The following is a 21,470-nucleotide window of genomic DNA, read 5'->3' as shown; positions in this document are numbered from 1 at the left end:
ATCACGCCCTGAATTAACTCGGGGCGTTTTTTTATGCGTATTGGCCACGGCTATGATGTGCACCGTTTCGCCGAAGGCGACTTCATCACCCTGGGCGGCGTGCGCATTGCGCACCACCATGGGTTGCTGGCTCATTCCGACGGCGACGTTGTGCTGCATGCCTTGAGCGATGCCTTGCTCGGCGCGGCTGCATTGGGAGATATCGGTAAACACTTTCCGGACACCGATCCCACTTTCAAGGGCGCGGACAGCCGCGTGCTGCTGCGGCATGTGGTCGGCCTGATCCATGCCAAGGGCTGGAAGGTCGGCAACGTCGATAACACCATCGTTGCCCAGGCACCCAAAATGGCCCCGCATATCGAATCGATGCGCGCAGTGATTGCCGCCGATCTGCAAATAGAACTGGATCAAGTCAACGTGAAAGCCACCACCACCGAAAAACTCGGGTTTACCGGTCGTGAAGAGGGCATTGCGGTGCACTCTGTCGCCTTGTTGCTGCGCGCATGAACGAACTGCAACTGTTGGGCCCGCGGGCCTATGGCGAGGCACTGGGCAGCGCGGTGCTCAAGGCGACTGCCGAAGATTTCCAAGTGGATGAAGTGCTGGATATCCCGCTGACCGGCGAGGGTGAGCACCTGTGGTTGTGGGTGGAAAAGCGCGGCCTGAACACTGAAGAGGCTGCGCGACGTATTGCCAAGGCTGCCGGCGTGCCCTTGCGCACGGTGAGCTATGCCGGCCTCAAGGATCGCCAGGCGCTGACGCGCCAGTGGTTCAGCGTGCAACTGCCGGGCAAGGCCGACCCAGACCTGAGTGCGGCGGAAAACGACACCCTGAAAATCCTCAAGGCCGCCCGTCATAAACGCAAGTTGCAGCGTGGCGCCCATGCGGCCAACGGTTTTACCCTGCGCCTGACCCAACTGGCCGGCGACCACGGCGCGATTGATGCGCGCCTGCAATTGATCGCCAAGCACGGTATCCCCAACTATTTCGGCGCCCAGCGTTTTGGCCATGATGGCGGTAACGTCGTCGATGCCCGCGACTGGGCGGCCCGCAAGGCCTTGCCGGAACAGCGCAATGTACGTTCGCGCCTGCTGTCGACCGCGCGCAGCTTTGTGTTCAATAAGGTGTTGGCGGCGCGGGTTGCCGATGGTTCATGGCAGCGTGCCCAGGTCGGTGACCTGCTGGCGTTCACCGACAGCCGCAGCTTTTTCCCGGCCGGAGAGGCGGAGTGCAGCGATCCGCGCCTGGCCATCCTCGACCTGCATCCCACCGGCCCACAGTGGGGTGAAGGCGATTCGCCCGCCGCTGGCGCAACCCATGAGCTGGAGCAAGCCGTCGCCGCGAGCGAGGCGCACCTGTGCGAGTGGCTGGCCAAAGCCGGCATGAGCCAGGAACGGCGCATTCTGCGACTGCCCATTGGCGGGTTGACGTGGCATTATCCCGAGACTGACATTCTGCAATTGGAATTCGTCCTGCCGGCCGGATGCTTCGCCACTGTCTTGGTGCGCGAGCTTGTTGATCTGGTGCCGGTGGGGCAGACGGACAGCCCATGCGTATTCTGATATCTAACGACGACGGGGTCACCGCACCCGGCCTTGCCGCGCTTCATGCTGCGCTGGCGGATTATGCCGAGTGCGTGGTGGTTGCCCCGGACCAGGACAAAAGTGGCGCCAGCAGTTCGCTGACGCTCGACCGTCCGTTGCACCCGCAGACGCTGGCCAACGGCTTTATCAGCGTTAATGGCACGCCGACCGATTGCGTGCACCTGGCCATCAACAGCTTGCTGGCCGATGAGCCGGACCTGGTGGTTTCCGGGATCAACCTGGGCGCCAACCTGGGCGATGACGTGCTGTATTCCGGCACCGTGGCGGCGGCCCTGGAAGGGCGCTTCCTGGGGCGGACGGCCTTTGCCTTTTCGCTGGCGTCGCGGCAGGTGGATAACCTGGCGACCGCCGCTTATTTTGCGCGCAAGCTGGTTGAGGCCCACGGCACCCTGGTGCTGCCACCGCGTACGGTGCTCAACGTCAATATTCCCAATCTGCCCTTGGACCATATTCGCGGCATCCAATTGACCCGCCTGGGCCACCGCGCCCGCGCTGCGGCACCGCTGAAAGTGGTGGATCCCCGTGGCAGGGAAGGCTACTGGATTGCCGCAGCGGGCGACGCCGAGGATGGCGGGCCGGGCACGGACTTTCATGCGGTGATGCAAGGTTATGTTTCGATTACCCCGCTGCAACTCGATCGCACCTTCAATGATGCCTTCGGTGGTCTCGATCCCTGGCTGGAGGGGCTGCGCTGATGGCTCGTGAACAGGACGACCTGTTGCGCCGGGGCATCGGCATGACCTCCCAACGCACCCGTGAGCGTTTGATCCAGCGACTCTATGAAGAGGGACTGTCCAACGCCCAGGTGCTGGAAGTCATCCGCCGTACCCCGCGCCATCTGTTTGTCGATGAGGCCCTGGCCCATCGCGCCTACGAAGACACCGCGCTACCGATTGGCCACAACCAAACCATCTCCCAGCCCTATATGGTGGCGCGGATGAGTGAGCTGTTGTTGGCGGCGGGTCCCTTGGACAAAGTGCTGGAGATTGGCACCGGCTCCGGCTACCAGACTGCCGTGCTCTCGCAACTCGTGGAGCGGGTGTTTTCCGTCGAGCGGATCAAGGTCCTGCAGGACCGGGCCAAGGAGCGCCTGGTGGAGCTGAACCTGCGCAACGTAGTGTTTCGTTGGGGTGATGGCTGGGAAGGCTGGCCGGCCTTGGCGCCCTACAACGGCATCATCGTGACTGCGGTGGCCACCGATGTGCCTCAGGCACTTCTGGACCAATTGGCTCCGGGCGGGCGCCTGGTGATTCCGGTGGGATCGGGCGAAGTGCAACAGTTGATGTTGATCGTGCGCGAAGAAGAGGGTTTTTCCCGGCATGTCCTGGGGGCAGTGCGTTTCGTTCCGTTACTTAATGGGCCGCTGGCCTGAACAATTGTCACGGTGTAGTGAATTCTATTGCTGTGTATGTGTCTTACAGCGGGGTTCATTGAGTCAACATCAAGTTGGGTAGTTATTAAACGAGATGAATTTTTCGTTTCTACCTTGTTGCCGGTTAAAGTCTGGCAGCCAGTTATACTTGCGACATATTTCAAGCCTGATACAGGCGTTCATGTTTCAGCCACCACAAAGGGAGCGGCGGGTGAGTCTCACAGTCATTGCGCAGCGTATGAGTAAAACTAGCTTTCAGCGACTGGTGATTGGCCTTGTCTTGAGTTCCTTGCTGGCTGCCTGCTCCAGCACAGGCAGCGGCGCGCGCGTGGTTGACCGCAATAATGCGGCACCGCAACGGCCGACGGTAACCACCGGGCAATACGTGGTGCGCAAGGGCGATACCATGTTCTCGATCGCCTTCCGTTATGGCTGGGACTACAAGGCGCTGGCCGCGCGTAACAACATTCCTGTGCCTTATACGATACATCCGGGGCAAACCATCCGTTTCGATGGGCGCACGGGTTCGGCGCCCACGGCAGTTGTGACAAAATCCGGTTCATCGGCCTCTTCTTCCAGCAAGACGACGGTCTTCACCCGGCCTGCAGGCACCGTTGCGCCTAAGGTTGCGAGCAAGCCGGCACCCGCGCCGTTGCCACCTGCGGGACCGGCACCGACCGGTTGGGGATGGCCCTCAAATGGCATTCTTATTGGAAAATTCTCTTCAAACGGTAGTTTGAATAAAGGCATTGATATCGCCGGGGATTTGGGACAGCCTGTTTTAGCTGCGTCTGATGGGACTGTTGTATACGCCGGGAGTGGTCTACGGGGCTACGGCGAATTAGTCATCATCAAACACAGCGATACCTACGTCAGTGCCTACGGTCATAACCGCAGGTTGTTGGTTCGGGAGGGGCAGCAGGTCAAAGTCGGACAGACAATTGCCGAAATGGGGTCGACTGGTACAGACCGGGTGAAACTGCACTTTGAGATTCGCCGCCAAGGTAAACCTGTAGATCCACTGCAATTCCTACCCCGGCGTTGATGTGTTGTCAGCCTGTTCCCTCACGTAGAAGGAACAGGCTCCAGCGTTGCCAAGGATAAAGGCGTCGCTTGAGCTTGAGGTCGAACTCACCAAAGGACTATAACAATGGCTCTCAGTAAAGAAGCGCCGGAGTTTGACATCGACGATGAGGTTCTCCTTATGGAGACCGGCATCGGTACGGAATCGATGTCGAATGAGGGACCCGCTGTACCTTCAGTTCGTACCAAGTCCAAAAACTCCACAGCGTTAAAACAGCATAAGTATATTGATTACACCCGGGCGCTCGATGCGACCCAGTTGTACCTCAATGAAATCGGCTTTTCCCCCTTGCTCACTCCCGAAGAAGAAGTCCATTTTGCGCGATTGTCGCAAAAGGGAGATCCGGCTGGGCGCAAGCGCATGATTGAAAGCAACCTGCGCCTGGTGGTGAAAATCGCCCGACGCTATGTCAATCGTGGGCTTTCCCTGTTGGACCTGATCGAAGAGGGCAACCTCGGCTTGATCCGGGCGGTAGAGAAGTTTGACCCCGAGCGGGGTTTTCGCTTTTCGACCTACGCGACGTGGTGGATTCGCCAGACCATTGAGCGCGCAATCATGAATCAGACCCGGACCATCCGGTTGCCGATTCATGTCGTCAAGGAGCTTAACGTGTACCTGCGGGCGGCACGCGAGCTTACCCAGAAACTTGATCATGAACCTTCGCCTGAAGAGATCGCCAACCTGCTGGAAAAACCAGTGGGGGAGGTCAAGCGCATGCTCGGGCTTAACGAGCGTGTGTCTTCGGTCGATGTCTCGCTGGGTCCGGATTCGGATAAAACCCTGCTGGACACCCTTACGGATGACCGACCCACGGATCCGTGTGAGCTGTTGCAGGACGATGACTTGTCACAAAGTATCGATCAATGGCTTTCAGAGCTGACGGACAAGCAGCGCGAGGTGGTGATTCGCCGCTTTGGCCTGCGTGGCCATGAAAGCAGCACCCTGGAAGATGTTGGCCTGGAGATCGGCTTGACCCGTGAGCGGGTGCGGCAGATCCAGGTAGAGGGTCTCAAGCGCTTGCGGGAGATCCTGGAGAAAAACGGCTTGTCGAGTGAGTCGTTGTTTCAGTAGCGGCTTGTAAGGTAGCTATGAGAACGCCCGGTGCATGGGAATGCACCGGGCGTTTTGCGTTGTGCCAATCCCCTTGCGGGAGCCCGGCTTGCCGGCGATGGCGACCTTGAGGGCGGCCCTCGCTGGCAAGGTCAGTATCAAATCCCAGGCATAAAAAAACCCCGCTTTTAAGGGCGGGGTTCTTTCGACTAAGTCAGTACAAGTTAGATAACTTGAACTTCTTCAGCTTGCATGCCTTTCTGACCGCGGGTAGCGATGAAAGAAACCTGTTGGCCTTCTTTCAGGCTTTTGAAGCCGTCGGATTGGATAGCTTTGAAGTGAACGAACAGGTCGTCACCGGATTGTGGAGTGATGAAGCCGAAGCCTTTTTCATCGTTGAACCACTTAACGGTACCAGTTTGGCGATTAGACATGGTGTATCTCCTTGGACAAAGTTAACTGCGACTCAGGAAAAGCCCTGGCCGAGACTGAGTGCAAAGAGCAGGAAAAATTCTTGGAGATGGTTGGATCGAAATTCAACATATCGTGTAGAGATTCTCAGTGACACAAGCAGCACAGTGGCGCCACCTTAACCCTTTTTCCGGAACGTGCCAATGGTATTTCCGAAGGTTTCTCTATTTTCGTGACTGGCGGTGCCTTTTACAGGCCTGCGGCCCTTAAATTCAGGGCCAGGGCCCGCCCCGTACGGCTGACAGTGACCCGGCGCAACTTAATCAAGAAAAACCCCCGCGTCCTTTGAACCGCGAGGCCAGCCCCGGTAAGATGCCCAACAGAATTTTCCACCTCGCTATTCAGGACACCCGCCATGAGCATCAAATCGGACAAGTGGATTCGCCGCATGGCGCAAGAGCACGGCATGATCGAACCCTTCGTCGAGCGCCAGATGCGCGGTGAAGGCGCCGAACGCCTGATTTCATTCGGGGTTTCCAGCTACGGCTACGATGTGCGTTGCGCCGATGAGTTCAAGGTCTTCACCAACATCAACTCGGCCACCGTCGATCCGAAAAACTTCGATGAAAAGAGCTTTGTCGATGTGAAGAGCGACGTGTGCATCATCCCACCAAACTCCTTCGCCCTGGCGCGCACCGTCGAGTTCTTCCGGATACCGCGCAACGTCCTGACCATCTGCCTGGGCAAGAGCACCTACGCGCGCTGCGGCATTATCGTCAACGTGACGCCGCTTGAGCCTGAGTGGGAAGGCCACGTGACCCTGGAGTTCTCCAACACCACCACCTTGCCGGCCAAGATCTACGCCAATGAAGGCGTGGCGCAGATGCTGTTCTTCGAATCCGACGAAGAGTGCGAAGTGTCCTATAAGGATCGTGGCGGCAAGTACCAGGGCCAGCGCGGCGTCACTCTGCCACGCACCTGATAGAAACGTCTTACAGCTCAAGGGAATTTGTCAGCGGGCAGGCACTCTATTGGGTGTACTGCCTCGGCGCGTGCACAGCGCGTCGAGCCACGCTTGAGGAGTACCCTATGAAGATCGACCCGCGAATCAGCGCCGAACTTGCTCGGCTGGAACCCAATCAGATTGGTGTTCTGGCCTGGTCCCTGATGGCCGACCCCGCCGCCGGCGGCATCCCAGGCCAGCCTGACCCCGATACCCCGGAACAACCTACCGAGCCTGGCGTACCGACCCTGCCGGACGAGCCACCACCCGCGCCAGTGGCCTGACGCCTCGCCCTTTGTAGGAGCCGGCTTGCCGGCGATGCGGTCTAAGTTTTTACAGCATCTGTACCTGAGACTCCGTTATCGCCGGCAAGCCGGCTCCTACAGGTTGCCGTGCAGGAACTGTTGCAGCCGCTCGCTTTTCGGATGGCCCAGCACGTCTTCCGGCGTGCCTTCCTCCTCCACCAGGCCTTGGTGCAAGAACAGCACCTGGCTGGACACTTTGCGCGCGAAACTCATCTCGTGGGTCACCATGATCATGGTCCGCCCCTCTTCGGCCAACCCCTGGATCACCTTCAGCACTTCGCCCACCAGCTCCGGGTCCAGGGCCGATGTCGGCTCGTCGAACAGCATCACCTCCGGCTCCATCGCCAGGGCACGGGCGATGGCCACCCGTTGCTGCTGGCCACCCGACAGGAACGCCGGATACTGCTCCGCCACCCGTGCGGGCAGCCCAACCTTGTCCAGATAGCGCCGGGCACGGTCCTCAGCGTCCTTCTTGCTGCAACCCAAGACCCGGCGTGGGGCCATGGTGATGTTCTCCAGCACGCTCATATGGCTCCACAGGTTGAAGTGCTGGAACACCATCGCCAGGCGGGTGCGCAGGCGCTGTAGCTCGGCTTCGTCGGCCACGCGCATGCCGTGGCGGTCGCTGACCATGCGGATCGGCTGGCCATCAAGGCTCATGGCGCCGTCATTGGGTTGTTCAAGGAAGTTGATACAACGCAGGAACGTGCTTTTGCCAGAGCCGCTGGCGCCGATCAGGCTGATCACATCCCCGCTTTTGGCCTTGAGCGAAACCCCTTTGAGCACCTCATGGTCGCCATAGCTTTTATGCAGGCCTTCAACGGTCAGTTTGTACATGGGGCGTGCATCCTCAAGGCGATAGTAAATAGCCGCTGCGATAGGGCGTAAGGCCGGCGACATGGGCAATCACCATGCCCGCCGTGGCCATGCGCCGCAGCGAGCGGGCATACATCAGGCCGGCATGGCGGCAGTGGATGGGCGTGACGTGGTCGTGAATCGGGTCGATGATCTCGGCCACCAGTTCCCCGGCCTCCAGGTATTGCCCTGGCAACGCGTGGAACACCAGCAAGCCGCCCGCCGGGGTCGCCACTGGTTCGACGGCGGCCAGCGGCGTAGCGGGGTAGGGCAAGTCGGGCAGGGACACAGGATCGCCGCTGATCGCGCCAAATCGGATCAGGTAGTCGATGATCGCCTGGCAATCGAGGCTGGCCAGGCCGTGATTGACATCGCCCTGGCCGCGCAACTCCAGGGTCACGGAAAAGCTGCCCAGGGGGATCTGGAAACGCTCGCCAAAACGTTGCTGCAACTGCCACCAGAGCAGGGTGAAACACTCATCGAAGGATTGTCCGCCCGAATCGGTGGCCAACAGGCTGGCTTCGGCGCCGATATAACGGGCCAGCGGCTCGACCTGCGGCCAGGCCTCGGGGGTGGTGTAAAGGTGGGCCACGGCTTCGAAGTCGCAATGCAGGTCCAGCACCATATCGGCGTCACAGGCCAGGCGTTGCAGCACCAGGCGCTGGGATTGCAGTTGTGTGGCTGGTACATGGCGGTCGAGGGCCTGGCGCAGACTGTCGCGGATCAGTGCGACGTTGCGCCTGGGATCGTCCCCCAACAGGCTCTCGACCTGATTGCCGACTTCTTCGCTGAGATCGAAGAACAGGCGATTGAAGTTCTGCCCGCTCTCCAGTTCGTAGCGGCCCAGGGGCATGTCCATCAGTACTTGCTCAAGGCCCGCCGGGTTGGCCACTGGCACCAGCACGATTTCGCTGCGCAGGCGGCCGGCCGCGGCCAGTTCCGCCAAGCGTCCCTTCAAGTGCCAGGCCACCAGCATGCCGGGCAGTTCGTCGGCGTGTAGCGAGGATTGGATGTAGATTTTGCCTTCGGCCTGCTCTGGCCCGAAGTGGAAACTGTGGATCTGCCGTGCCGTGCCTGGCACCGGTGCGAGGAGGGGATGAATCTGTTGCCGCATAGGGGCTCCTTAATGGCTCGGCCCGAGAAAGGCCAGCCAGCGACGCTCCGCCAGACGAAACAGACCGACCAGGGCAAAGGTCACGGTCAGGTAGATCAGCGCAGCGATACCAAACGACTGGAAAGTGAGGAAGGTGGCCGAGTTGGCGTCCCGGGCCACTTTGAGGATGTCCGGGATCGTCGCGGTAAAGGCTACCGTCGTCGAGTGCAGCATCAGGATCACTTCATTACTGTAGTACGGCAACGAGCGGCGTAGGGCCGAGGGCATGATCACGTAGGCGTACAGTTTCCAGCCGCTCAGGCCATAGGCTTTCGCCGCCTCGACCTCGCCGTGGGCCATGCTGCGGATGGCCCCGGCGAAAATCTCCGTGGTATAGGCGCAGGTGTTGAGGGCAAATGCGAGGAGCGTGCAGTTCATTGCGTCGCGAAAAAAACCATCCAGCACCGGTTGTGCGCGAACGGCGGCGAGGCTGTAGATGCCGGTGTAGCAGATCAGTAGTTGGATATACAGCGGTGTGCCGCGAAACAGGTAGGTATAGAACTGCACCGGCCAGCGCACCCAGCGGTTTCGCGAGACGCGGGCGATGGACAGTGGGATCGACACCACGAAGCCGATGCAGATCGAGGCCGTGAGCAGCCACATCGTCATGGCCAGCCCAGTCATGTGGTTGCCATCGCTGTAGAGGAAGGGCCGCCAGTATTCCTGCAACAATTCAATCATCGCACTGCCTCCCGTGATCCTGCGGCGTAACGGGCTTCGAGCCTGCGCAGGACGAAGTTCGACGCGCTGGTGATGGCCAGGTAGATCAAGGCCGCGACCACCAGGAAAAAGAACAGTTGGTAGGTACTTTTGCCGGCATCCTGGGCGGCCTTGACCACATCAGCCAGGCCGATGATCGACACCAGCGCCGTGGCCTTGAGCATCACCATCCAGTTATTGCCGATGCCCGGCAGGGCGAAGCGCATCATTTGCGGGAAGGTCACGTAGCGAAAGCGCTGCCCGCGCTTGAGGCCATAGGCCGTGGCGGCTTCCAACTGGCCGCGGGGCACGGCGAGGATCGCACCGCGAAAAGTCTCGGTGAAATACGCACCGTAGATAAAACCCAGGGTAATCACCCCGGCGCCGAACGGGTTGATTTCGATGTATTCCCATTCCATGTAGTCGGTGAAACTGGTCAGCCAGGTTTGCAGGCTGTAGAAAATCAGCAGCATCAGCACCAGGTCCGGCACCCCGCGAATCAAGGTGGTGTAGAGCTGCGCGGGAATGCGCAACAGCGCCAGGCTCGACAACTTGGCACTGGCGCCGAGCAGGCCCAGTACAACGCTGACCGCCAGGGACAGCACTGACAATTTGATGGTCATCCAGGTGCCTTGCAGCAACAGTGGGCCAAACCCTTGCAGGCTGAACGCGCCAAGCCCGAGGGTCTGCAACAGGTCTTCAAACATGGGGTACGCCTTTGGCCATCGAGAGTGCGCCCACCCGCTCCGGGGTGGGCGCCGCAGCGTTACTTGCCGCTGTAGAGGTTCAGATCGCCAAAGTGTTTTTTCTGGATAGTGGCGTAGGTGCCATCATCGTGTAACGCTTTGATACCTTTATCCAAGAGAGCTTTCAGCTCTTTGTTACCTTTTGCGATGCCCACGGCAGTCTTGGATGGCAGCATTTCGCTGTCCACTGGCTTGCTGACTTCGTAATCGGCACCTTGTGGCGATTTCAAAAAGCCCAGTTCGGCCTGCAGCATGTCCTGGATCGAGGCGTCGAGGCGGCCCGAGGTCAGGTCGGCGTACACCTGGTCCTGGTTCTGGTAGGCCTGGGTTTTGATCCCGGCTTTGTCCAGCACGGCCTTAGCGTAGGCTTCCTGGATGGTGCCTTGTTCATACCCGACCGTCTTGCCCTTGAGGGACGCGATGTCTTCGCTCAGGCCGGAGCCTTTCTTGAACACGTAGGAAGTGGGGCCGGAAAACAGCTCGCTGGAGAAGTCGATGACCTTCTCGCGGGCCGGGGTCACGGTCATGGACGAAATCACACCGTCGAACTTCTTGGCCTTGAGGCCGGGGATCATGCCGTCAAAGTCACTTTCTACCCACTTGCAGGTGACCTTCAGCTCCGCACAAATAGCATTGCCCAGGTCGATATCGAAGCCCACCAGGCTGCCGTCGGCGGCCTTGGATTCAAACGGCGCGTAGGAAGGGTCCACACCAAAACGCAATTCTTTGTATTCCTTGGCCAAGGCGGTACCGGCGGCCATGCACAGCGCGAGTGCAGAAAGGGTCAGCAATGCTTTTTTCATTATGTAATCCCTGGAAACCAAGATAAGCGCTTGTGGCGCGATTAGGACTGTTACTGAACGGTGTCAGACGTATCGCAAGTAGCAATTTCTGCACCATAGTTCTGAACGGTCTTTTTAATTGGTGGGATTACACGAAGGGTAACGTGAGGCGCGCCCGATATCGGGCGCTACAGATCTTGCGCACCATTGCAGTGCGGGCCGCTCACGAACTGTAGGCGCTGGCACGCCAGCGCCTACATGGGGTTATTTCCCTGGGACCAGGGTCAATCGGGTCTTGCCATACACCTTGTCAAAGTTCTGCGGCTGCATCGGGAAGCTCAGGTACTGCGCCTTGAGCCACGGATCGATGCCGTTGGCATAGTACGGGCTGGCAGGGTTGCCGGATTGGCCGATCCCGCCCTGGCCCATCATCGGTTCCACCTGGCCAAAATCCACGATCATGCGCAGGGCCTGGACCTGGGTGGTGGCGAAATCCTGCCCCCAGTTGTAGGGCGCAGCGTTCAACGTGGTGTGATCGCCACCTGCTGCCAATGGGCCGCGAATCGTCTGGCCGCTGGTGTTTTTCCAGGTGTAGCTGTGCAGTTTGCCCCACTGCCAGGCCTTGTGATCGGCGCCCAACTGGCTGTCGCCGGCGCTGATCGCGGCGGCCAGGCTGCGGGCGAGAATCGCCGGTTTGTCTTCTTTGCCAGGGGTGCGCAGGTCATCCCAGAACGGGCTGTCTTCACGCCCCAGCAGATGGTCGGCCTGGGCCGCGTAGGACAGGTTGGCGTTGCTGACAAAGGCTTTCCAGGTGGCGCTGGATTCCGGGCCCAGTTCGTCGAGGAAAATCTGCCTGGCGCTTTCCTGCAGGAACAGTTGGTAGATCGCCGCGTCGGCCGAGGTGGCCGCCAGCCGCCCGTCGAACGCCATCAGACGGCCCAAAGCCTCCTGGGCCTTGGAACGTTCGGCGGCCGGCAGGGCATCGATCGCCTGTTTCAGAGGCTGGGCCATGCCCGGTGCCTGGAACATGCTTTTAAGTTTGGCGGCGAACAGCGTGGTCTGGTCGTACTGCATGGCGATCACGCTACGGCTGTCGTGCTTGCCGTTGCCGGCCAGCTGCGCCAGGCGCTCGCTGCGCTCCGGCGCGGCCCAGGAGTTGGACAGTTGCATGCCATAGCCATGGGGCACGCTGCGCTGGTTGGCCGTGCCGACCCAACCCTGTGGCGGGTCCTGGTCATAGGGGTGCAGCATCGCATCGGCATAGCCGTCCCAGTCAAAGCGCCCGTCCCAACCTGGGGATGGCAACAGGCCTTCACCTTCGCGACGGTTGGGGAAGCGCCCGGTGACCTGCCAGCCGATATTGCTGGCGTCGGCAAACACCATGTTCAGCGGGATCGCACGAATCTCCCGGCTGGCGTCCGAGGCTTTTTCCACGTTCTGCGCCCGGGATAGGTCGAAAAACGCATCCAGGCTCTTGTCGTCCTTGAAGTCGGCGGTTTGCAGGGCCAGGCCGTAGCCGCTGGTCAGCGACTGGGCGCTGTTGAGCAGCGGGCCGTGGCGGGTTTCGTACACCGCCTCGCGAATTGGCCGCTGGCCCTTGGCGAAGAAGGTTTCGTTACGCACGATGGCCGGTAGCCATTTGCCGTTGTGCTCGTAGTACAGCGTGCTGCCCTGGCGCTTGACCTTCTCCAGGAACAGGTCCTGGGTATCGCCGGACACCTGGCTCATGCTCCAGGCCACTTTGCCGTTGAAACCTGACAGCAGCGTAGGAATCCCAGCGATCGACACCCCGGCGGCCTGGTATTTCGGCGCGCGGATCTGTACGAAATTCCACAGGGAGGGCGCCTGCAGAGGCGTCGACAGATCGTTCGCCAGCAGGCTGCGGCCACTGCGGCTGCGTTGCGGGGCGATGGCCCAGTTGCTGGAGGTGGAAGCCCCAAGGGTGTTGAGGCTGGCCAGGTGCTCGTTGAGGCTGGTGAGCGCGGCAACGCCGGGAATCTGCCCGAGATTGATGCCCTTGAGCTTGTCGGACTCTGCCGTAGGCAGCGGTTCGTCCGGGTAGCTTGGGGTCAGCCAGGCGAGTTTGTCGGCGCCGACTTTTTGCGCCAGTACCAGGGCGGATAACTCTTCCTGCAAGTTGGCCGACTCGCTGAAATTGAGCAGGCAGAACAGCAGCGCCGAATCTTCCGGTTTCCAGTATTCGGGCTTGTAGCCGGTCTGGGCCAGGTCCGTCGGCAGTTTGTCGCGGTAGCGGAACAGGTAGGCGTTGACCCCGCGGGCATACACTTCAAAGAAGCGCTTGAGACGCGGCGAGGAGGCGTTGTACAGCTCGCTGGCGCTTTTCTTCAGGTTGACGGCGCGCATGAAGCGGTCGACATCCAGCACGTCCGGCCCGGACATCTCTGCCAGGCGGCCCTGGGCCAGCAGCCGTAGGGTGACCATCTGGTTGATCCGGTCGCTGGCGTGCACGTAACCGAGAGCGAACAGCGCGTCGTGAAAGGTATTGCTTTCAATCAGCGGCATGCCCTGGCTGTTGCGCCGCACGGAAACATTCTGCGCCAGGCCCTTGAGCGGCTGCACGCCGGAAACGGGGGGCAGGGTGTCCTGGCTGTTCAGTGACTGGCAACCGGCCAGGCCCAAGGCACTGGCCACTGCCGCGGCAACGCCGAACCGGGGAAGAAAACGTGAGAGGGCTGGCGAGGCCATGGCAAAGCTCCTGCGGGGGGTAGCGTCAGTAAAGGCGCTACGTTAGTGAGCGCGGCGAACCGACGCAAGCGGGAGGCGATGCTAATTTTTTCAAACACTCACAAAGCCTTGTAGGAACCGGCTTGCCGGCGAAAAACTGCCAGGCGCCACGCTTATCCAGGCACCCGGCGTTTTCGTTGACGATCTTCGCCGGCTAGCCAGTTCCTACAGGGCATGATCAGGATTTCGGCGGGTTGACCTTCTGCACCAGGTCGTAGGCCCGCACCGTCGCCGGACGTTCCTTGATCAGGTTGAACCAGCGGTGCAGATGGGGGAAGTCTTCCAGGCGTTGGCTCTGCCATTTGTGGGACACGATCCACGGGTAGATCGCCATATCGGCAATGCTGTAGGCCTCGCCAGCGACGAAACTGCGGTCGGCCAGGCGCCGGTCCAGCACGCCATAGAGGCGTGCGGTCTCATCCACGTAGCGTTTGATGGCGTAAGGGATCTTTTCCGGGGCGAACTGGCTGAAATGGTGGTTCTGCCCCGCCATCGGGCCCAGGCCGCCCATTTGCCAGAACAGCCATTGCAACGCTTCCTGGCGACCGCGCAGGTCCTTGGGCAGGAACTGGCCGGTTTTTTCCGCGAGGTACAGCAAGATGGCGCCGGATTCAAACAGGGAAATCGGTGCGCCCCCGTCGCTCGGTTGCCGGTCGACAATGGCGGGAATACGGTTGTTGGGAGCTATCTTCAGGAAATCTGGCTTGAACTGGTCGCCCTGGCCGATGTTGATCGGGTGCACCTCGTAGGGCAGGCCGGCTTCTTCCAGGAACAACGAAATCTTGTGACCGTTGGGAGTGGTCCAGTAATACAGGTCGATCATGAAGCTCTCCAGGATTGGTGATGCTTGAACGGACAGGGCGCCCGCTGATGTGCCTGTAGGTATAGGTAGTGTCCACCTGCCGAAAATTCAATGAAATATTTGCGTCTATCGATAGAACTGTAGGAGCCGGCTTGCCGGCTCCTGCGAGACGCGTATCAGGCGCCGTGGCACTTCTTGAACTTCTTCTCGCTGCCGCATGGGCATGGATCGTTGCGGCCAACGTCCTTCAGGGCGTTGCGCACCGGTTCCTGATGGGCATGGCCGCAGTTCGGGCCGTGGACATGGCCATGGTCGTGATCGTGGTGATCGTGATCGTGGTTGCAGTCGGGACCATGGACATGGGGTTGCTGAGTCATTGGTGTCGCTCCGGAATAAAATCGCCGGGGATTATCTCGTCATTGCGCATCACGTGCACGTCGTTACCGATGAATAATCCGGTTTTCAGCTCACCTTCCAGGCGATAGGGGATGGGGCGGTCCGGGTTTTTCAACAGGTCGGCGATTTCCCGCACCTGCGGCCACAGGTTGGTGCGCACCGTGACCTTGAAAAATCCCCGGCCATTGGGCGGTATGGTCAGCCACTCGTTGGATTCGCCCTCGGTCAGTTCCACGTCAGCCAGGCTGATTTTGTAGATCAGGCCGCGCACGGTGAGGTCCGAGTCGTCACGGTTATCCACGCGAAAGTGCAGCTTGAACTTCTGCTCCAGCAGCTTGGCCCGCACCAACTCGACCTTGACCAGGTGGATTTGTGGCGCCGGTGTGTCATCGGCAAACCAGGACGCGCAGCCCGAGAGGCCAACGGTCAGTATCAGTAAACAGCTATAGGTTCGTAATCGGCTGACCATGGCTCAATCCCTTGTAGGAGCCGGCTTGCCGGCGATGGTCGTCAACGATGACGAAAGTTGTGTGGTTTAGCGCGGTGTCCGTGGTTTTTACAGGTAACTGGAACAGCACTTCTTGAACTTCTGCCCACTGCCGCACAGGCAGGCATCATTGCGCCCGGCCTTCACCTCCACCGTAGGATCAATAAAGTACCAACGCCCATCGTTCTGTACGAAAGACGACTGTTCCCGGTGGCTGTGTTCGCCGGTGCTGTCATGCCAGCGCGCGGTAAAGGTAACGAAGGCATGTTCCGGCTGCCCTCCAAACACCTCGGAACTTTCCACCTCCAGGCCCAGCCAGGTGCTTTGCGCGCTCCAGGCCCCAATGGCATCACGGTCGAGGCCGTTCTGTTGTGCCGGTAGCGTAGTCGCCACCAGATAATCCACCAGCCCCAGCACATAGGCGCTGTAGCGTGAGCGCATCAACGCGGTGGCGCAGGGCGCGGGGTGGCCAGTGTGGTAATGGCCGCAGCAGGCATCCAGCAAGTTGCCGCTGCCGCAAGGGCAAATGGATGTACTCATGGTTACCACCAATACTTTCCGAAGTTTTCCGGGTTGGCCCAGAACCGGGCGTTCAGCCAGTCCGGCACTTGTTTGTATTCAAGCAGATCGTAGGTAAACAGCGTCAGTACCTGATTGTCGCGGCAAAAATGCTCGCTGGTCTGCAAGGCCAGGGAGAAAAAATCAGTGTCTTTCCAGCTGCAGGCCGCCAGGTCGGCGAGGACGGCGATGCGGCTGGCGTTGAGGTTGCGCACGCCGCCCAGCAGCTCCAACCCTGCACGTTTTGACAGGTGCTCCAGGCAGTCAACCACCAGGGCCAGGTCAAATCGCTGGGCGGCCAGCTCGGGTGGCAATGGTCCAGGCCCTGCGGTGCAGACCACGGTGTCTGGGTGGGCCTGCTTGAATGCATCCAGCGCAGGGAAGTGGCCGGCGCCCAATACCAGCAGGCGTTTGGGGGCTTGGCGATCAAGCAGGGCAGCGAGTGCTTGCTGCGGCGTACGGGAAGAATTGCCGGCGGTCATCGAAGATCCTCACATCAGAACCGTGAAGACTAGCCTGCTTGAGCGTGCGGGCCTAGAGCGCACGCTGGCCTGTTGCTCGCCAAAAGCCACTTCGGCCAATGAATACGGGGGTTGGCGGCCTGGCGCAGATGAAAATCGCGGTCTTTACTCCACCCATCGGCTTGCGGCCGATCCCCTCAGGAGAAATCAAATGAGCATCATGCGGACAGCTCTACCTTTGGTTCTGCTAACCGGAGTATTGACAGGTTGCGCAGGCTTGCAAAAAACCGACTGGCCCACCTGTGCTGCCCTCGGCGGCGTGACGGGTGCTGCACTGGGCGCTACTGAAAGCTCTTCATGGGCCGGCGGTGGGGCGTTGTTGATCGGCGGCATGGCCGGCGCCTATTGCTGGGTGCATGGCGACGGTGACGAAGACGGCGACGGCGTGCCCGACAGCCGCGACCAGTGCCCGGGCACCCCCAAGGGCGTACAGGTCGATGCCAATGGCTGCCCGCCAGTACCTGAGGCGGTCGTCGTCGAAGAAGTGGTGGTGGTCAAGGAAGAGACCATCGTGATTCGTGATGTGCACTTCGAGTTCGATTCGGCTCGGCTGACGGCCGCTGACAAAACCAAGCTCGACACGGTTGCCACACGCCTGAAACAGGAAGCGCCGAGTGCGCAGTTGCGGGTCAGCGGGCACACCGACAGCGTCGGTAAAGATGCCTACAACCAAAGGCTCTCGGAAAAACGCGCGCATTCGGTCACTGATTACCTGGTCGGCGCCGGTGTGCCCCGTAGCAACTTTGTGTCGGTGACGGGCGCCGGTGAAACCCATCCAGTGGCCGACAACAAAACCGCCGACGGTCGTACCCTGAATCGCCGCGTGGAAATTCAAATCAACCGCTAAGACATTTCTGATATGCCCCTGGGTGTTGCCAGGGGCATTTCTTACGGCTGTGTCCGATGAATCTCGGCGATCTGGCCGCCAAGTCGCCGCCTTCTCAAGTTTTTTAATCCTTCACTGGCAAATCGCCTGTAGAACTCGTTACTGTGCGCCCAAAGAATAATGTGCAGGGGGCGTAGGGCATGAAGCTGTTGTTGCGAGTGGGGAAGTTGCTGGCGTTGCTGTTCTGGGCGGTTGTGCTGGTCAATCTGTTCAAACCGCTGACCAATCCATTTCATCTGTTGGTCAACCTGGTCGGCAGCCTGTTGTTGCTGGTCCATCTTCTGGAGTTGGTGTTGTTCAACTCCAGCGTCAAACATCGTTCCCACCCCTGGCGTGACCGCCTGCTGATCCTGTTGCTGGGGATGTTCCATATAAAGAGCCTGCCTGCGCCTGCGGCTGACCACGACAACAAGGATGCCAATCATGCGTAAGGTTTTACTCCTGGCCCTATTGGTCAGCCCCATCGCCCTGGCCGAAAGCGTCAGTGTCGAGACCAACTCGTTGCTGCGCTTGCCCAACAGCACCAGCGTGCTGCAGCTGGAGCGCCTGGAAGTGGCCGACTATGGCACTTTGCTGATTCCGGCCAATATCACCCAGGTCACTGTCGACGAATTGCACCTGGGCCGTGAAGCGCGGATCGCCATCGTGCCCAGCGCCAGGGCCTTGCAATTGCAGGTGCAGCATGCGCAGTTGGAACATGGCAGCCAGATCACCTCCCGTGGCGCGCCCGGCACCCATGAAAAACCGGCCCGGCCTGGGCGTGACCTGACCTTGCGGATCAACCAGTTGAGCGCGGCGGAACTGTCCGTCGATGCCCGTGGCGGCACCGGCGCCCAAGGTTATAGCGGCTTGGATGGCGCCAACGGTGAAGACCCGGGGTGCACCTGGGGCTCGGCCGGGCGTGGCGCCAATGGTGACAACGGCGGTGACGGCCTGCCGGGGGCCGCAGGCGCGGCGGTGCGTATCGAATTGCCGCAGGACTATCCGAGCGAGCAGATCAAGGTCTGGGTCGATGGCGGTGCTGGCGGCTTGCCAGGTGTGGCCGGCAAGCCGGGCAAGGGCGGGGTGTCCAAGGGCTGCCTGGTGTATCGCGCCGACGGCGGCGAGAAAGGCCGGCCGGGGTTGGAAGGCCAGGCTGGGCCGGCGGGGCCTGCCGGTTCAGTGAGCATCCAGCGACTTTGAGCGATTGGCACCGGCCCTATCGCGGGCAAGCCCACTCCCACCTTTTTAAGGTATTCACAAATCAAAGTGTGGGAGCGGGCTTGCCCGCGATGAGGCACTGAGGAACACCTTCAGAACATCGGCCGGGCCGAAGCCACACCCACCACTACCAACCCAACAATCAGATTGATCCCTACCAACTTTCGGATTCTTCCCAGCACCTGCGCGCCAGTCGCCCAGTCCTCGGCCGCCACGGCCGTGCGCAGTTCAGGCAGTTGTAACGCCTGGATGCGGATAAACAGCGCCGTCATCACCACATACAGGCCCATCATCACCTGTACATAACGCGGTGCGGTTTCAAACCCGTTGAAGCGCAACTGCAACAATCCAACGCCACTGATCGGCAAGATCAGCACCGCGACCCAGACCCACACGAAAAAACGCGGAAACACATTCATCCACAGTTTAAGTCGCGCCGGCCCCTCAAGCGCCGCCACAGCGGCTGGGCGCAGGATCATCCAGGCGAAAAACATACCACCGACCCAGACCAGGGCGGCCAATACATGCAGGGTGTAGGCAAGGCTAAACACGGTCATTGAGGTACTCCGTTCTGCGCGGGATTAATTAGCGGGGTATGATAGCGGCCGATCCGAACCACTGAAAATTTATCCAGCGTTTTTTGCGCCCGACTATCCATGATCAGCACTGAACTCAAAACCACGATCCAGGGCGCCTACTCGCGTTTTCTCGAAGCCAAGAGCTTGAAACCGCGCTACGGCCAGCGCCTGATGATCGCCGAAGTGGCCAAGGTCCTCGGGGATATCGACACCGACGATGAAGGCCGGCGCAGTGGCGACCCTGCGGTCGTGGCCGTCGAGGCCGGCACCGGTACTGGCAAGACCGTGGCCTACAGCCTGGCGGCGATTCCGACTGCCAAGGCCGCCGGCAAGCGCCTGGTGATTGCCACCGCCACCGTGGCCCTGCAAGAGCAGATCGTCTACAAAGACCTGCCGGACCTGATGCGCAACAGCGGCCTGAGCTTCACCTTCGCCCTGGCCAAGGGCCGTGGCCGCTATATGTGCCTGTCCAAGCTGGATGTGCTGCTGCAGGAAGGCCACGCGCAAACCGCCACGGCCTCGCTGTTCGAAGAAGAAGGCTTCAAGATCGAAGTCGATGAGGCCAGCCAGAAGCTGTTTACCAGCATGATCGAAAAGCTGGCCGGTAATAAGTGGGATGGTGACCGCGACAGCTGGCCCAACGCCCTGGAAGACGCCGACTGGGCGCGCCTGACCACCGATCACAGCCAGTGCACCAACCGGCATTGCCCCAACTTCGGCCAGTGCGCCTTCTACAAGGCCCGCGAAGGCATGGGCAAGGTCGACGTGATCGTCACCAACCACGACATGGTCCTCGCCGACCTGGCCCTGGGCGGCGGCGCCGTGCTGCCGGACCCGCGTGACACCCTGTACGTGTTCGACGAAGGCCACCACTTGCCGGACAAGGCCATCGGCCACTTTGCCCACTACACGCGCCTGCGTTCCACTGCCGACTGGCTGGAAACCACCGCCAAGAACCTCACCAAGCTGCTGGCCCAGCATCCGCTGCCGGGCGACCTGGGCAAGCTGATCGAACAGGTGCCGGAGCTGGCGCGGGAGATCAAGACCCAGCAACAGTTCATGTTCAGCGCCTGCGAGCAGGTGGCGGACTTCAAGCCTGGCGAAGACGTCGAAGGCCGCGAACGGCCGCGCCATCGTTTTGTCGGCGGCCTGATCCCCGAGCATATGCGCGAGATGGGCGTGGAGCTGAAGAAGGGCTTCTCACGCCTCACCGATCTGTTCACGCGCCTGACCGACCTGCTCAAGGAAGGCATGGATGGCGAGGTCAATATCGGCATCGCCAGCAACCAGGCCGAAGAGTGGTATCCGTTGTTTGGCAGCCTGCTGTCCCGCGCCCAGGGCAACTGGGAGTTATGGACCGCCTTCACCGTTGAAGACCCGGAAGATAACCCGCCCATGGCCCGCTGGCTGACGCTGTCGGAGAGCGGCGCGCTGTTCGATATCGAGGTCAACGCCAGCCCGATCCTCGCCGCAGAAATGCTCCGACGCAACCTGTGGAACGTGGCCTACGGCGCCCTGGTGACTTCGGCCACCCTGACCGCCCTGGGCACCTTCGACCGGTTCCGCATGCGCGCCGGCCTGCCGAAAAAAGCCGTCACCGCCGTGGTCCCCAGCCCGTTCCACCATGCCGACGCCGGCGTGCTGCGGGTGCCGGACCTCAAGGCCGACCCACGGGACGCGCCGGCGCACACCGCAGCAATCATTCGTGACCTGCCATCGCTGGTGGAAGGTTCCAAGGGCACCCTGGTGCTGTTTTCGTCACGCAAGCAGATGCAGGACGTGTTCGACGGCCTCGACCGCGACTGGCGCAAGCAGGTGTTTATCCAGGGCAACCTGTCGAAACAGGAAACCCTGAACAAGCACAAGGCACGGGTCGATGGCGGGGACTCCAGCGTGTTGTTCGGCCTGGCGAGCTTTGCCGAAGGTGTCGACTTGCCCGGCGCCTACTGTGAACACGTGGTGATCGCGAAGATCCCGTTCTCGGTGCCGGACGATCCGGTCGAGGCGGCGCTGGCCGAATGGATCGAAGCCCGGGGCGGCAATCCGTTCATGGAGATCTCGGTGCCGGACGCCTCGTTGAAGCTGGTCCAGGCTTGTGGCCGCTTGCTGCGTACCGAAGAAGACCGGGGCACCATCACCTTGCTCGACCGCCGTCTGGTCACCCAGCGCTATGGCAAGGCTATCCTGAATGCCTTGCCGCCTTTCCGGCGCGAAATTTCTTAATCCACAGTGG

25 protein-coding genes are annotated in these 21,470 nt (G+C 60.7%); 12 read left to right on the top strand and 13 right to left on the bottom strand.

Going from position 1 to position 21,470, the window contains the following annotated elements:
- The first annotated feature begins 33 nt into the window (after nucleotides 1-33).
- The 6 genes from ispF (at nucleotide 34) to rpoS (ending at nucleotide 5,131) form a co-directional block, all read left to right on the top strand.
- A complete protein-coding gene (gene ispF, locus HBO11_RS25370) occupies nucleotides 34-507 on the top strand; it encodes a 2-C-methyl-D-erythritol 2,4-cyclodiphosphate synthase (protein ID WP_029297241.1) in 474 nt (157 codons plus the stop codon).
- A complete protein-coding gene (truD, locus tag HBO11_RS25365; RefSeq protein WP_169955469.1) occupies nucleotides 504-1,562 on the top strand; it encodes a tRNA pseudouridine(13) synthase TruD in 1,059 nt (352 codons plus the stop codon). Before ispF ends, truD begins: the two co-directional genes overlap by 4 nt.
- Nucleotides 1,550-2,299 (top strand): 5'/3'-nucleotidase SurE, encoded by a 750-nt coding sequence (gene surE / locus HBO11_RS25360; protein ID WP_029297237.1) that lies wholly within the window; start codon nucleotides 1,550-1,552, stop codon nucleotides 2,297-2,299. The genes truD and surE overlap by 13 nt, the downstream gene beginning before the upstream one ends.
- Nucleotides 2,300-2,340: 41 nt before the next feature.
- Nucleotides 2,341-2,976, top strand: a complete 636-nt coding sequence (locus HBO11_RS25355; protein WP_169865481.1) for a protein-L-isoaspartate(D-aspartate) O-methyltransferase — start codon at nucleotides 2,341-2,343, stop codon at nucleotides 2,974-2,976.
- 211 nt (nucleotides 2,977-3,187) lie between these two features.
- Nucleotides 3,188-4,021, top strand: a complete 834-nt coding sequence (locus HBO11_RS25350) for a peptidoglycan DD-metalloendopeptidase family protein (protein ID WP_169955470.1) — start codon at nucleotides 3,188-3,190, stop codon at nucleotides 4,019-4,021.
- Between the two features lie 105 nt (nucleotides 4,022-4,126).
- On the top strand, nucleotides 4,127-5,131 hold the full coding sequence (gene rpoS / locus HBO11_RS25345; protein ID WP_038446486.1) for an RNA polymerase sigma factor RpoS: 1,005 nt from the start codon (nucleotides 4,127-4,129) through the stop codon (nucleotides 5,129-5,131).
- 203 nt (nucleotides 5,132-5,334) lie between these two features.
- On the opposite strand, the gene HBO11_RS25340 is transcribed toward rpoS, so the two are convergent.
- Nucleotides 5,335-5,544 (bottom strand): cold-shock protein, encoded by a 210-nt coding sequence (locus HBO11_RS25340; protein WP_002554837.1) that lies wholly within the window; start codon nucleotides 5,542-5,544, stop codon nucleotides 5,335-5,337.
- Between the two features lie 392 nt (nucleotides 5,545-5,936).
- On the opposite strand from HBO11_RS25340, the gene dcd reads away from it, so the two are divergent.
- Both dcd and HBO11_RS25330 read left to right on the top strand, forming a co-directional pair.
- A complete protein-coding gene (dcd, locus tag HBO11_RS25335) occupies nucleotides 5,937-6,503 on the top strand; it encodes a dCTP deaminase (protein WP_003219273.1) in 567 nt (188 codons plus the stop codon).
- Nucleotides 6,504-6,610: 107 nt separating this feature from the next.
- Nucleotides 6,611-6,808: a hypothetical protein gene (locus HBO11_RS25330; RefSeq protein WP_029297182.1), complete on the top strand. Its 198-nt coding sequence runs from the start codon at nucleotides 6,611-6,613 to the stop codon at nucleotides 6,806-6,808.
- 96 nt (nucleotides 6,809-6,904) lie between these two features.
- On the opposite strand, the gene HBO11_RS25325 is transcribed toward HBO11_RS25330, so the two are convergent.
- From HBO11_RS25325 to HBO11_RS25275, 11 genes are all read right to left on the bottom strand, one after another.
- Nucleotides 6,905-7,666 carry an ATP-binding cassette domain-containing protein gene (locus tag HBO11_RS25325; RefSeq protein WP_169955471.1) on the bottom strand — a complete coding sequence of 254 codons (762 nt, stop codon included), beginning with the start codon at nucleotides 7,664-7,666 and terminating at the stop codon, nucleotides 6,905-6,907.
- A gap of 13 nt (nucleotides 7,667-7,679) precedes the next feature.
- Entirely contained in the window at nucleotides 7,680-8,798 is a 1,119-nt protein-coding gene (locus tag HBO11_RS25320; protein WP_169955472.1) for a succinylglutamate desuccinylase/aspartoacylase family protein, read from the bottom strand.
- Nucleotides 8,799-8,807: 9 nt separating this feature from the next.
- Nucleotides 8,808-9,518 (bottom strand): ABC transporter permease, encoded by a 711-nt coding sequence (locus HBO11_RS25315; RefSeq protein ID WP_169955473.1) that lies wholly within the window; start codon nucleotides 9,516-9,518, stop codon nucleotides 8,808-8,810.
- Nucleotides 9,515-10,243, bottom strand: a complete 729-nt coding sequence (locus HBO11_RS25310) for an ABC transporter permease (protein WP_169955474.1) — start codon at nucleotides 10,241-10,243, stop codon at nucleotides 9,515-9,517. Before HBO11_RS25310 ends, HBO11_RS25315 begins: the two co-directional genes overlap by 4 nt.
- A gap of 59 nt (nucleotides 10,244-10,302) precedes the next feature.
- Entirely contained in the window at nucleotides 10,303-11,085 is a 783-nt protein-coding gene (locus HBO11_RS25305) for a transporter substrate-binding domain-containing protein (RefSeq protein ID WP_169955475.1), read from the bottom strand.
- Nucleotides 11,086-11,328: 243 nt separating this feature from the next.
- On the bottom strand, nucleotides 11,329-13,770 hold the full coding sequence (locus HBO11_RS25300; protein ID WP_169955476.1) for a penicillin acylase family protein: 2,442 nt from the start codon (nucleotides 13,768-13,770) through the stop codon (nucleotides 11,329-11,331).
- Between the two features lie 217 nt (nucleotides 13,771-13,987).
- Nucleotides 13,988-14,632, bottom strand: coding sequence for a glutathione binding-like protein (locus tag HBO11_RS25295; RefSeq protein ID WP_169955477.1), 645 nt, complete (start codon nucleotides 14,630-14,632; stop codon nucleotides 13,988-13,990).
- A gap of 155 nt (nucleotides 14,633-14,787) precedes the next feature.
- The gene (locus tag HBO11_RS25290; RefSeq protein WP_003189235.1) at nucleotides 14,788-14,988 is read right to left on the bottom strand and encodes an SEC-C metal-binding domain-containing protein; all 201 of its coding nucleotides are present in this window, start codon (nucleotides 14,986-14,988) and stop codon (nucleotides 14,788-14,790) included.
- Nucleotides 14,985-15,476, bottom strand: coding sequence for an LEA type 2 family protein (locus HBO11_RS25285; RefSeq protein ID WP_169955478.1), 492 nt, complete (start codon nucleotides 15,474-15,476; stop codon nucleotides 14,985-14,987). Before HBO11_RS25285 ends, HBO11_RS25290 begins: the two co-directional genes overlap by 4 nt.
- Before the next feature lie 87 nt (nucleotides 15,477-15,563).
- The gene (locus tag HBO11_RS25280) at nucleotides 15,564-16,034 is read right to left on the bottom strand and encodes a YchJ family protein (protein ID WP_057439866.1); all 471 of its coding nucleotides are present in this window, start codon (nucleotides 16,032-16,034) and stop codon (nucleotides 15,564-15,566) included.
- A 2-nt stretch (nucleotides 16,035-16,036) separates the two neighbouring features.
- On the bottom strand, nucleotides 16,037-16,534 hold the full coding sequence (locus tag HBO11_RS25275; RefSeq protein ID WP_169955479.1) for a DUF6231 family protein: 498 nt from the start codon (nucleotides 16,532-16,534) through the stop codon (nucleotides 16,037-16,039).
- Nucleotides 16,535-16,724: 190 nt separating this feature from the next.
- Between HBO11_RS25275 and HBO11_RS25270 the strand changes: the two genes are divergently transcribed.
- The 3 genes from HBO11_RS25270 to HBO11_RS25260 all read left to right on the top strand — a co-directional run bounded on the left by HBO11_RS25270 (nucleotide 16,725) and on the right by HBO11_RS25260 (nucleotide 18,641).
- Nucleotides 16,725-17,420: an OmpA family protein gene (locus tag HBO11_RS25270; RefSeq protein ID WP_169955480.1), complete on the top strand. Its 696-nt coding sequence runs from the start codon at nucleotides 16,725-16,727 to the stop codon at nucleotides 17,418-17,420.
- A gap of 179 nt (nucleotides 17,421-17,599) precedes the next feature.
- Nucleotides 17,600-17,890: a DUF1145 domain-containing protein gene (locus HBO11_RS25265; RefSeq protein ID WP_169955481.1), complete on the top strand. Its 291-nt coding sequence runs from the start codon at nucleotides 17,600-17,602 to the stop codon at nucleotides 17,888-17,890.
- Nucleotides 17,883-18,641, top strand: a complete 759-nt coding sequence (locus HBO11_RS25260; protein WP_169955482.1) for a collagen-like protein — start codon at nucleotides 17,883-17,885, stop codon at nucleotides 18,639-18,641. The genes HBO11_RS25265 and HBO11_RS25260 overlap by 8 nt, the downstream gene beginning before the upstream one ends.
- 110 nt (nucleotides 18,642-18,751) lie before the next feature.
- On the opposite strand, the gene HBO11_RS25255 is transcribed toward HBO11_RS25260, so the two are convergent.
- Entirely contained in the window at nucleotides 18,752-19,216 is a 465-nt protein-coding gene (locus HBO11_RS25255) for a CopD family protein (protein WP_169955483.1), read from the bottom strand.
- A 99-nt stretch (nucleotides 19,217-19,315) separates the two neighbouring features.
- On the opposite strand from HBO11_RS25255, the gene dinG reads away from it, so the two are divergent.
- Nucleotides 19,316-21,460 (top strand): ATP-dependent DNA helicase DinG, encoded by a 2,145-nt coding sequence (dinG, locus tag HBO11_RS25250; RefSeq protein WP_032858113.1) that lies wholly within the window; start codon nucleotides 19,316-19,318, stop codon nucleotides 21,458-21,460.
- The last annotated feature ends 10 nt before the right edge of the window (nucleotides 21,461-21,470 follow it).

It is taken from the genome of Pseudomonas sp. WS 5010 (genome assembly GCF_012985565.1).
GTDB lineage: Bacteria > Pseudomonadota > Gammaproteobacteria > Pseudomonadales > Pseudomonadaceae > Aquipseudomonas.
Note: the sequence above shows the minus strand (reverse complement) of the source record. Positions and strands in the feature narration are given on the sequence as shown.

Coding starts and splice junctions, on each gene's coding strand:
- HBO11_RS25295 (WP_169955477.1), bottom strand. CDS start 14,632: ATGATCGACCTGTATTACTGGACCACTCCCAACGGTCACAAGATTTCG.
- HBO11_RS25300 (WP_169955476.1), bottom strand. CDS start 13,770: ATGGCCTCGCCAGCCCTCTCACGTTTTCTTCCCCGGTTCGGCGTTGCC.
- HBO11_RS25270 (WP_169955480.1), top strand. CDS start 16,725: ATGAGCATCATGCGGACAGCTCTACCTTTGGTTCTGCTAACCGGAGTA.
- HBO11_RS25330 (WP_029297182.1), top strand. CDS start 6,611: ATGAAGATCGACCCGCGAATCAGCGCCGAACTTGCTCGGCTGGAACCC.
- HBO11_RS25310 (WP_169955474.1), bottom strand. CDS start 10,243: ATGTTTGAAGACCTGTTGCAGACCCTCGGGCTTGGCGCGTTCAGCCTG.
- HBO11_RS25320 (WP_169955472.1), bottom strand. CDS start 8,798: ATGCGGCAACAGATTCATCCCCTCCTCGCACCGGTGCCAGGCACGGCA.
- dcd (WP_003219273.1), top strand. CDS start 5,937: ATGAGCATCAAATCGGACAAGTGGATTCGCCGCATGGCGCAAGAGCAC.
- HBO11_RS25285 (WP_169955478.1), bottom strand. CDS start 15,476: ATGGTCAGCCGATTACGAACCTATAGCTGTTTACTGATACTGACCGTT.
- HBO11_RS25290 (WP_003189235.1), bottom strand. CDS start 14,988: ATGACTCAGCAACCCCATGTCCATGGTCCCGACTGCAACCACGATCAC.
- HBO11_RS25305 (WP_169955475.1), bottom strand. CDS start 11,085: ATGAAAAAAGCATTGCTGACCCTTTCTGCACTCGCGCTGTGCATGGCC.
- HBO11_RS25275 (WP_169955479.1), bottom strand. CDS start 16,534: ATGACCGCCGGCAATTCTTCCCGTACGCCGCAGCAAGCACTCGCTGCC.
- HBO11_RS25325 (WP_169955471.1), bottom strand. CDS start 7,666: ATGTACAAACTGACCGTTGAAGGCCTGCATAAAAGCTATGGCGACCAT.
- HBO11_RS25260 (WP_169955482.1), top strand. CDS start 17,883: ATGCGTAAGGTTTTACTCCTGGCCCTATTGGTCAGCCCCATCGCCCTG.
- HBO11_RS25315 (WP_169955473.1), bottom strand. CDS start 9,518: ATGATTGAATTGTTGCAGGAATACTGGCGGCCCTTCCTCTACAGCGAT.
- truD (WP_169955469.1), top strand. CDS start 504: ATGAACGAACTGCAACTGTTGGGCCCGCGGGCCTATGGCGAGGCACTG.
- surE (WP_029297237.1), top strand. CDS start 1,550: ATGCGTATTCTGATATCTAACGACGACGGGGTCACCGCACCCGGCCTT.
- ispF (WP_029297241.1), top strand. CDS start 34: ATGCGTATTGGCCACGGCTATGATGTGCACCGTTTCGCCGAAGGCGAC.
- HBO11_RS25355 (WP_169865481.1), top strand. CDS start 2,341: ATGACCTCCCAACGCACCCGTGAGCGTTTGATCCAGCGACTCTATGAA.
- HBO11_RS25265 (WP_169955481.1), top strand. CDS start 17,600: ATGAAGCTGTTGTTGCGAGTGGGGAAGTTGCTGGCGTTGCTGTTCTGG.
- rpoS (WP_038446486.1), top strand. CDS start 4,127: ATGGCTCTCAGTAAAGAAGCGCCGGAGTTTGACATCGACGATGAGGTT.
- HBO11_RS25280 (WP_057439866.1), bottom strand. CDS start 16,034: ATGAGTACATCCATTTGCCCTTGCGGCAGCGGCAACTTGCTGGATGCC.
- HBO11_RS25255 (WP_169955483.1), bottom strand. CDS start 19,216: ATGACCGTGTTTAGCCTTGCCTACACCCTGCATGTATTGGCCGCCCTG.
- HBO11_RS25340 (WP_002554837.1), bottom strand. CDS start 5,544: ATGTCTAATCGCCAAACTGGTACCGTTAAGTGGTTCAACGATGAAAAA.
- dinG (WP_032858113.1), top strand. CDS start 19,316: ATGATCAGCACTGAACTCAAAACCACGATCCAGGGCGCCTACTCGCGT.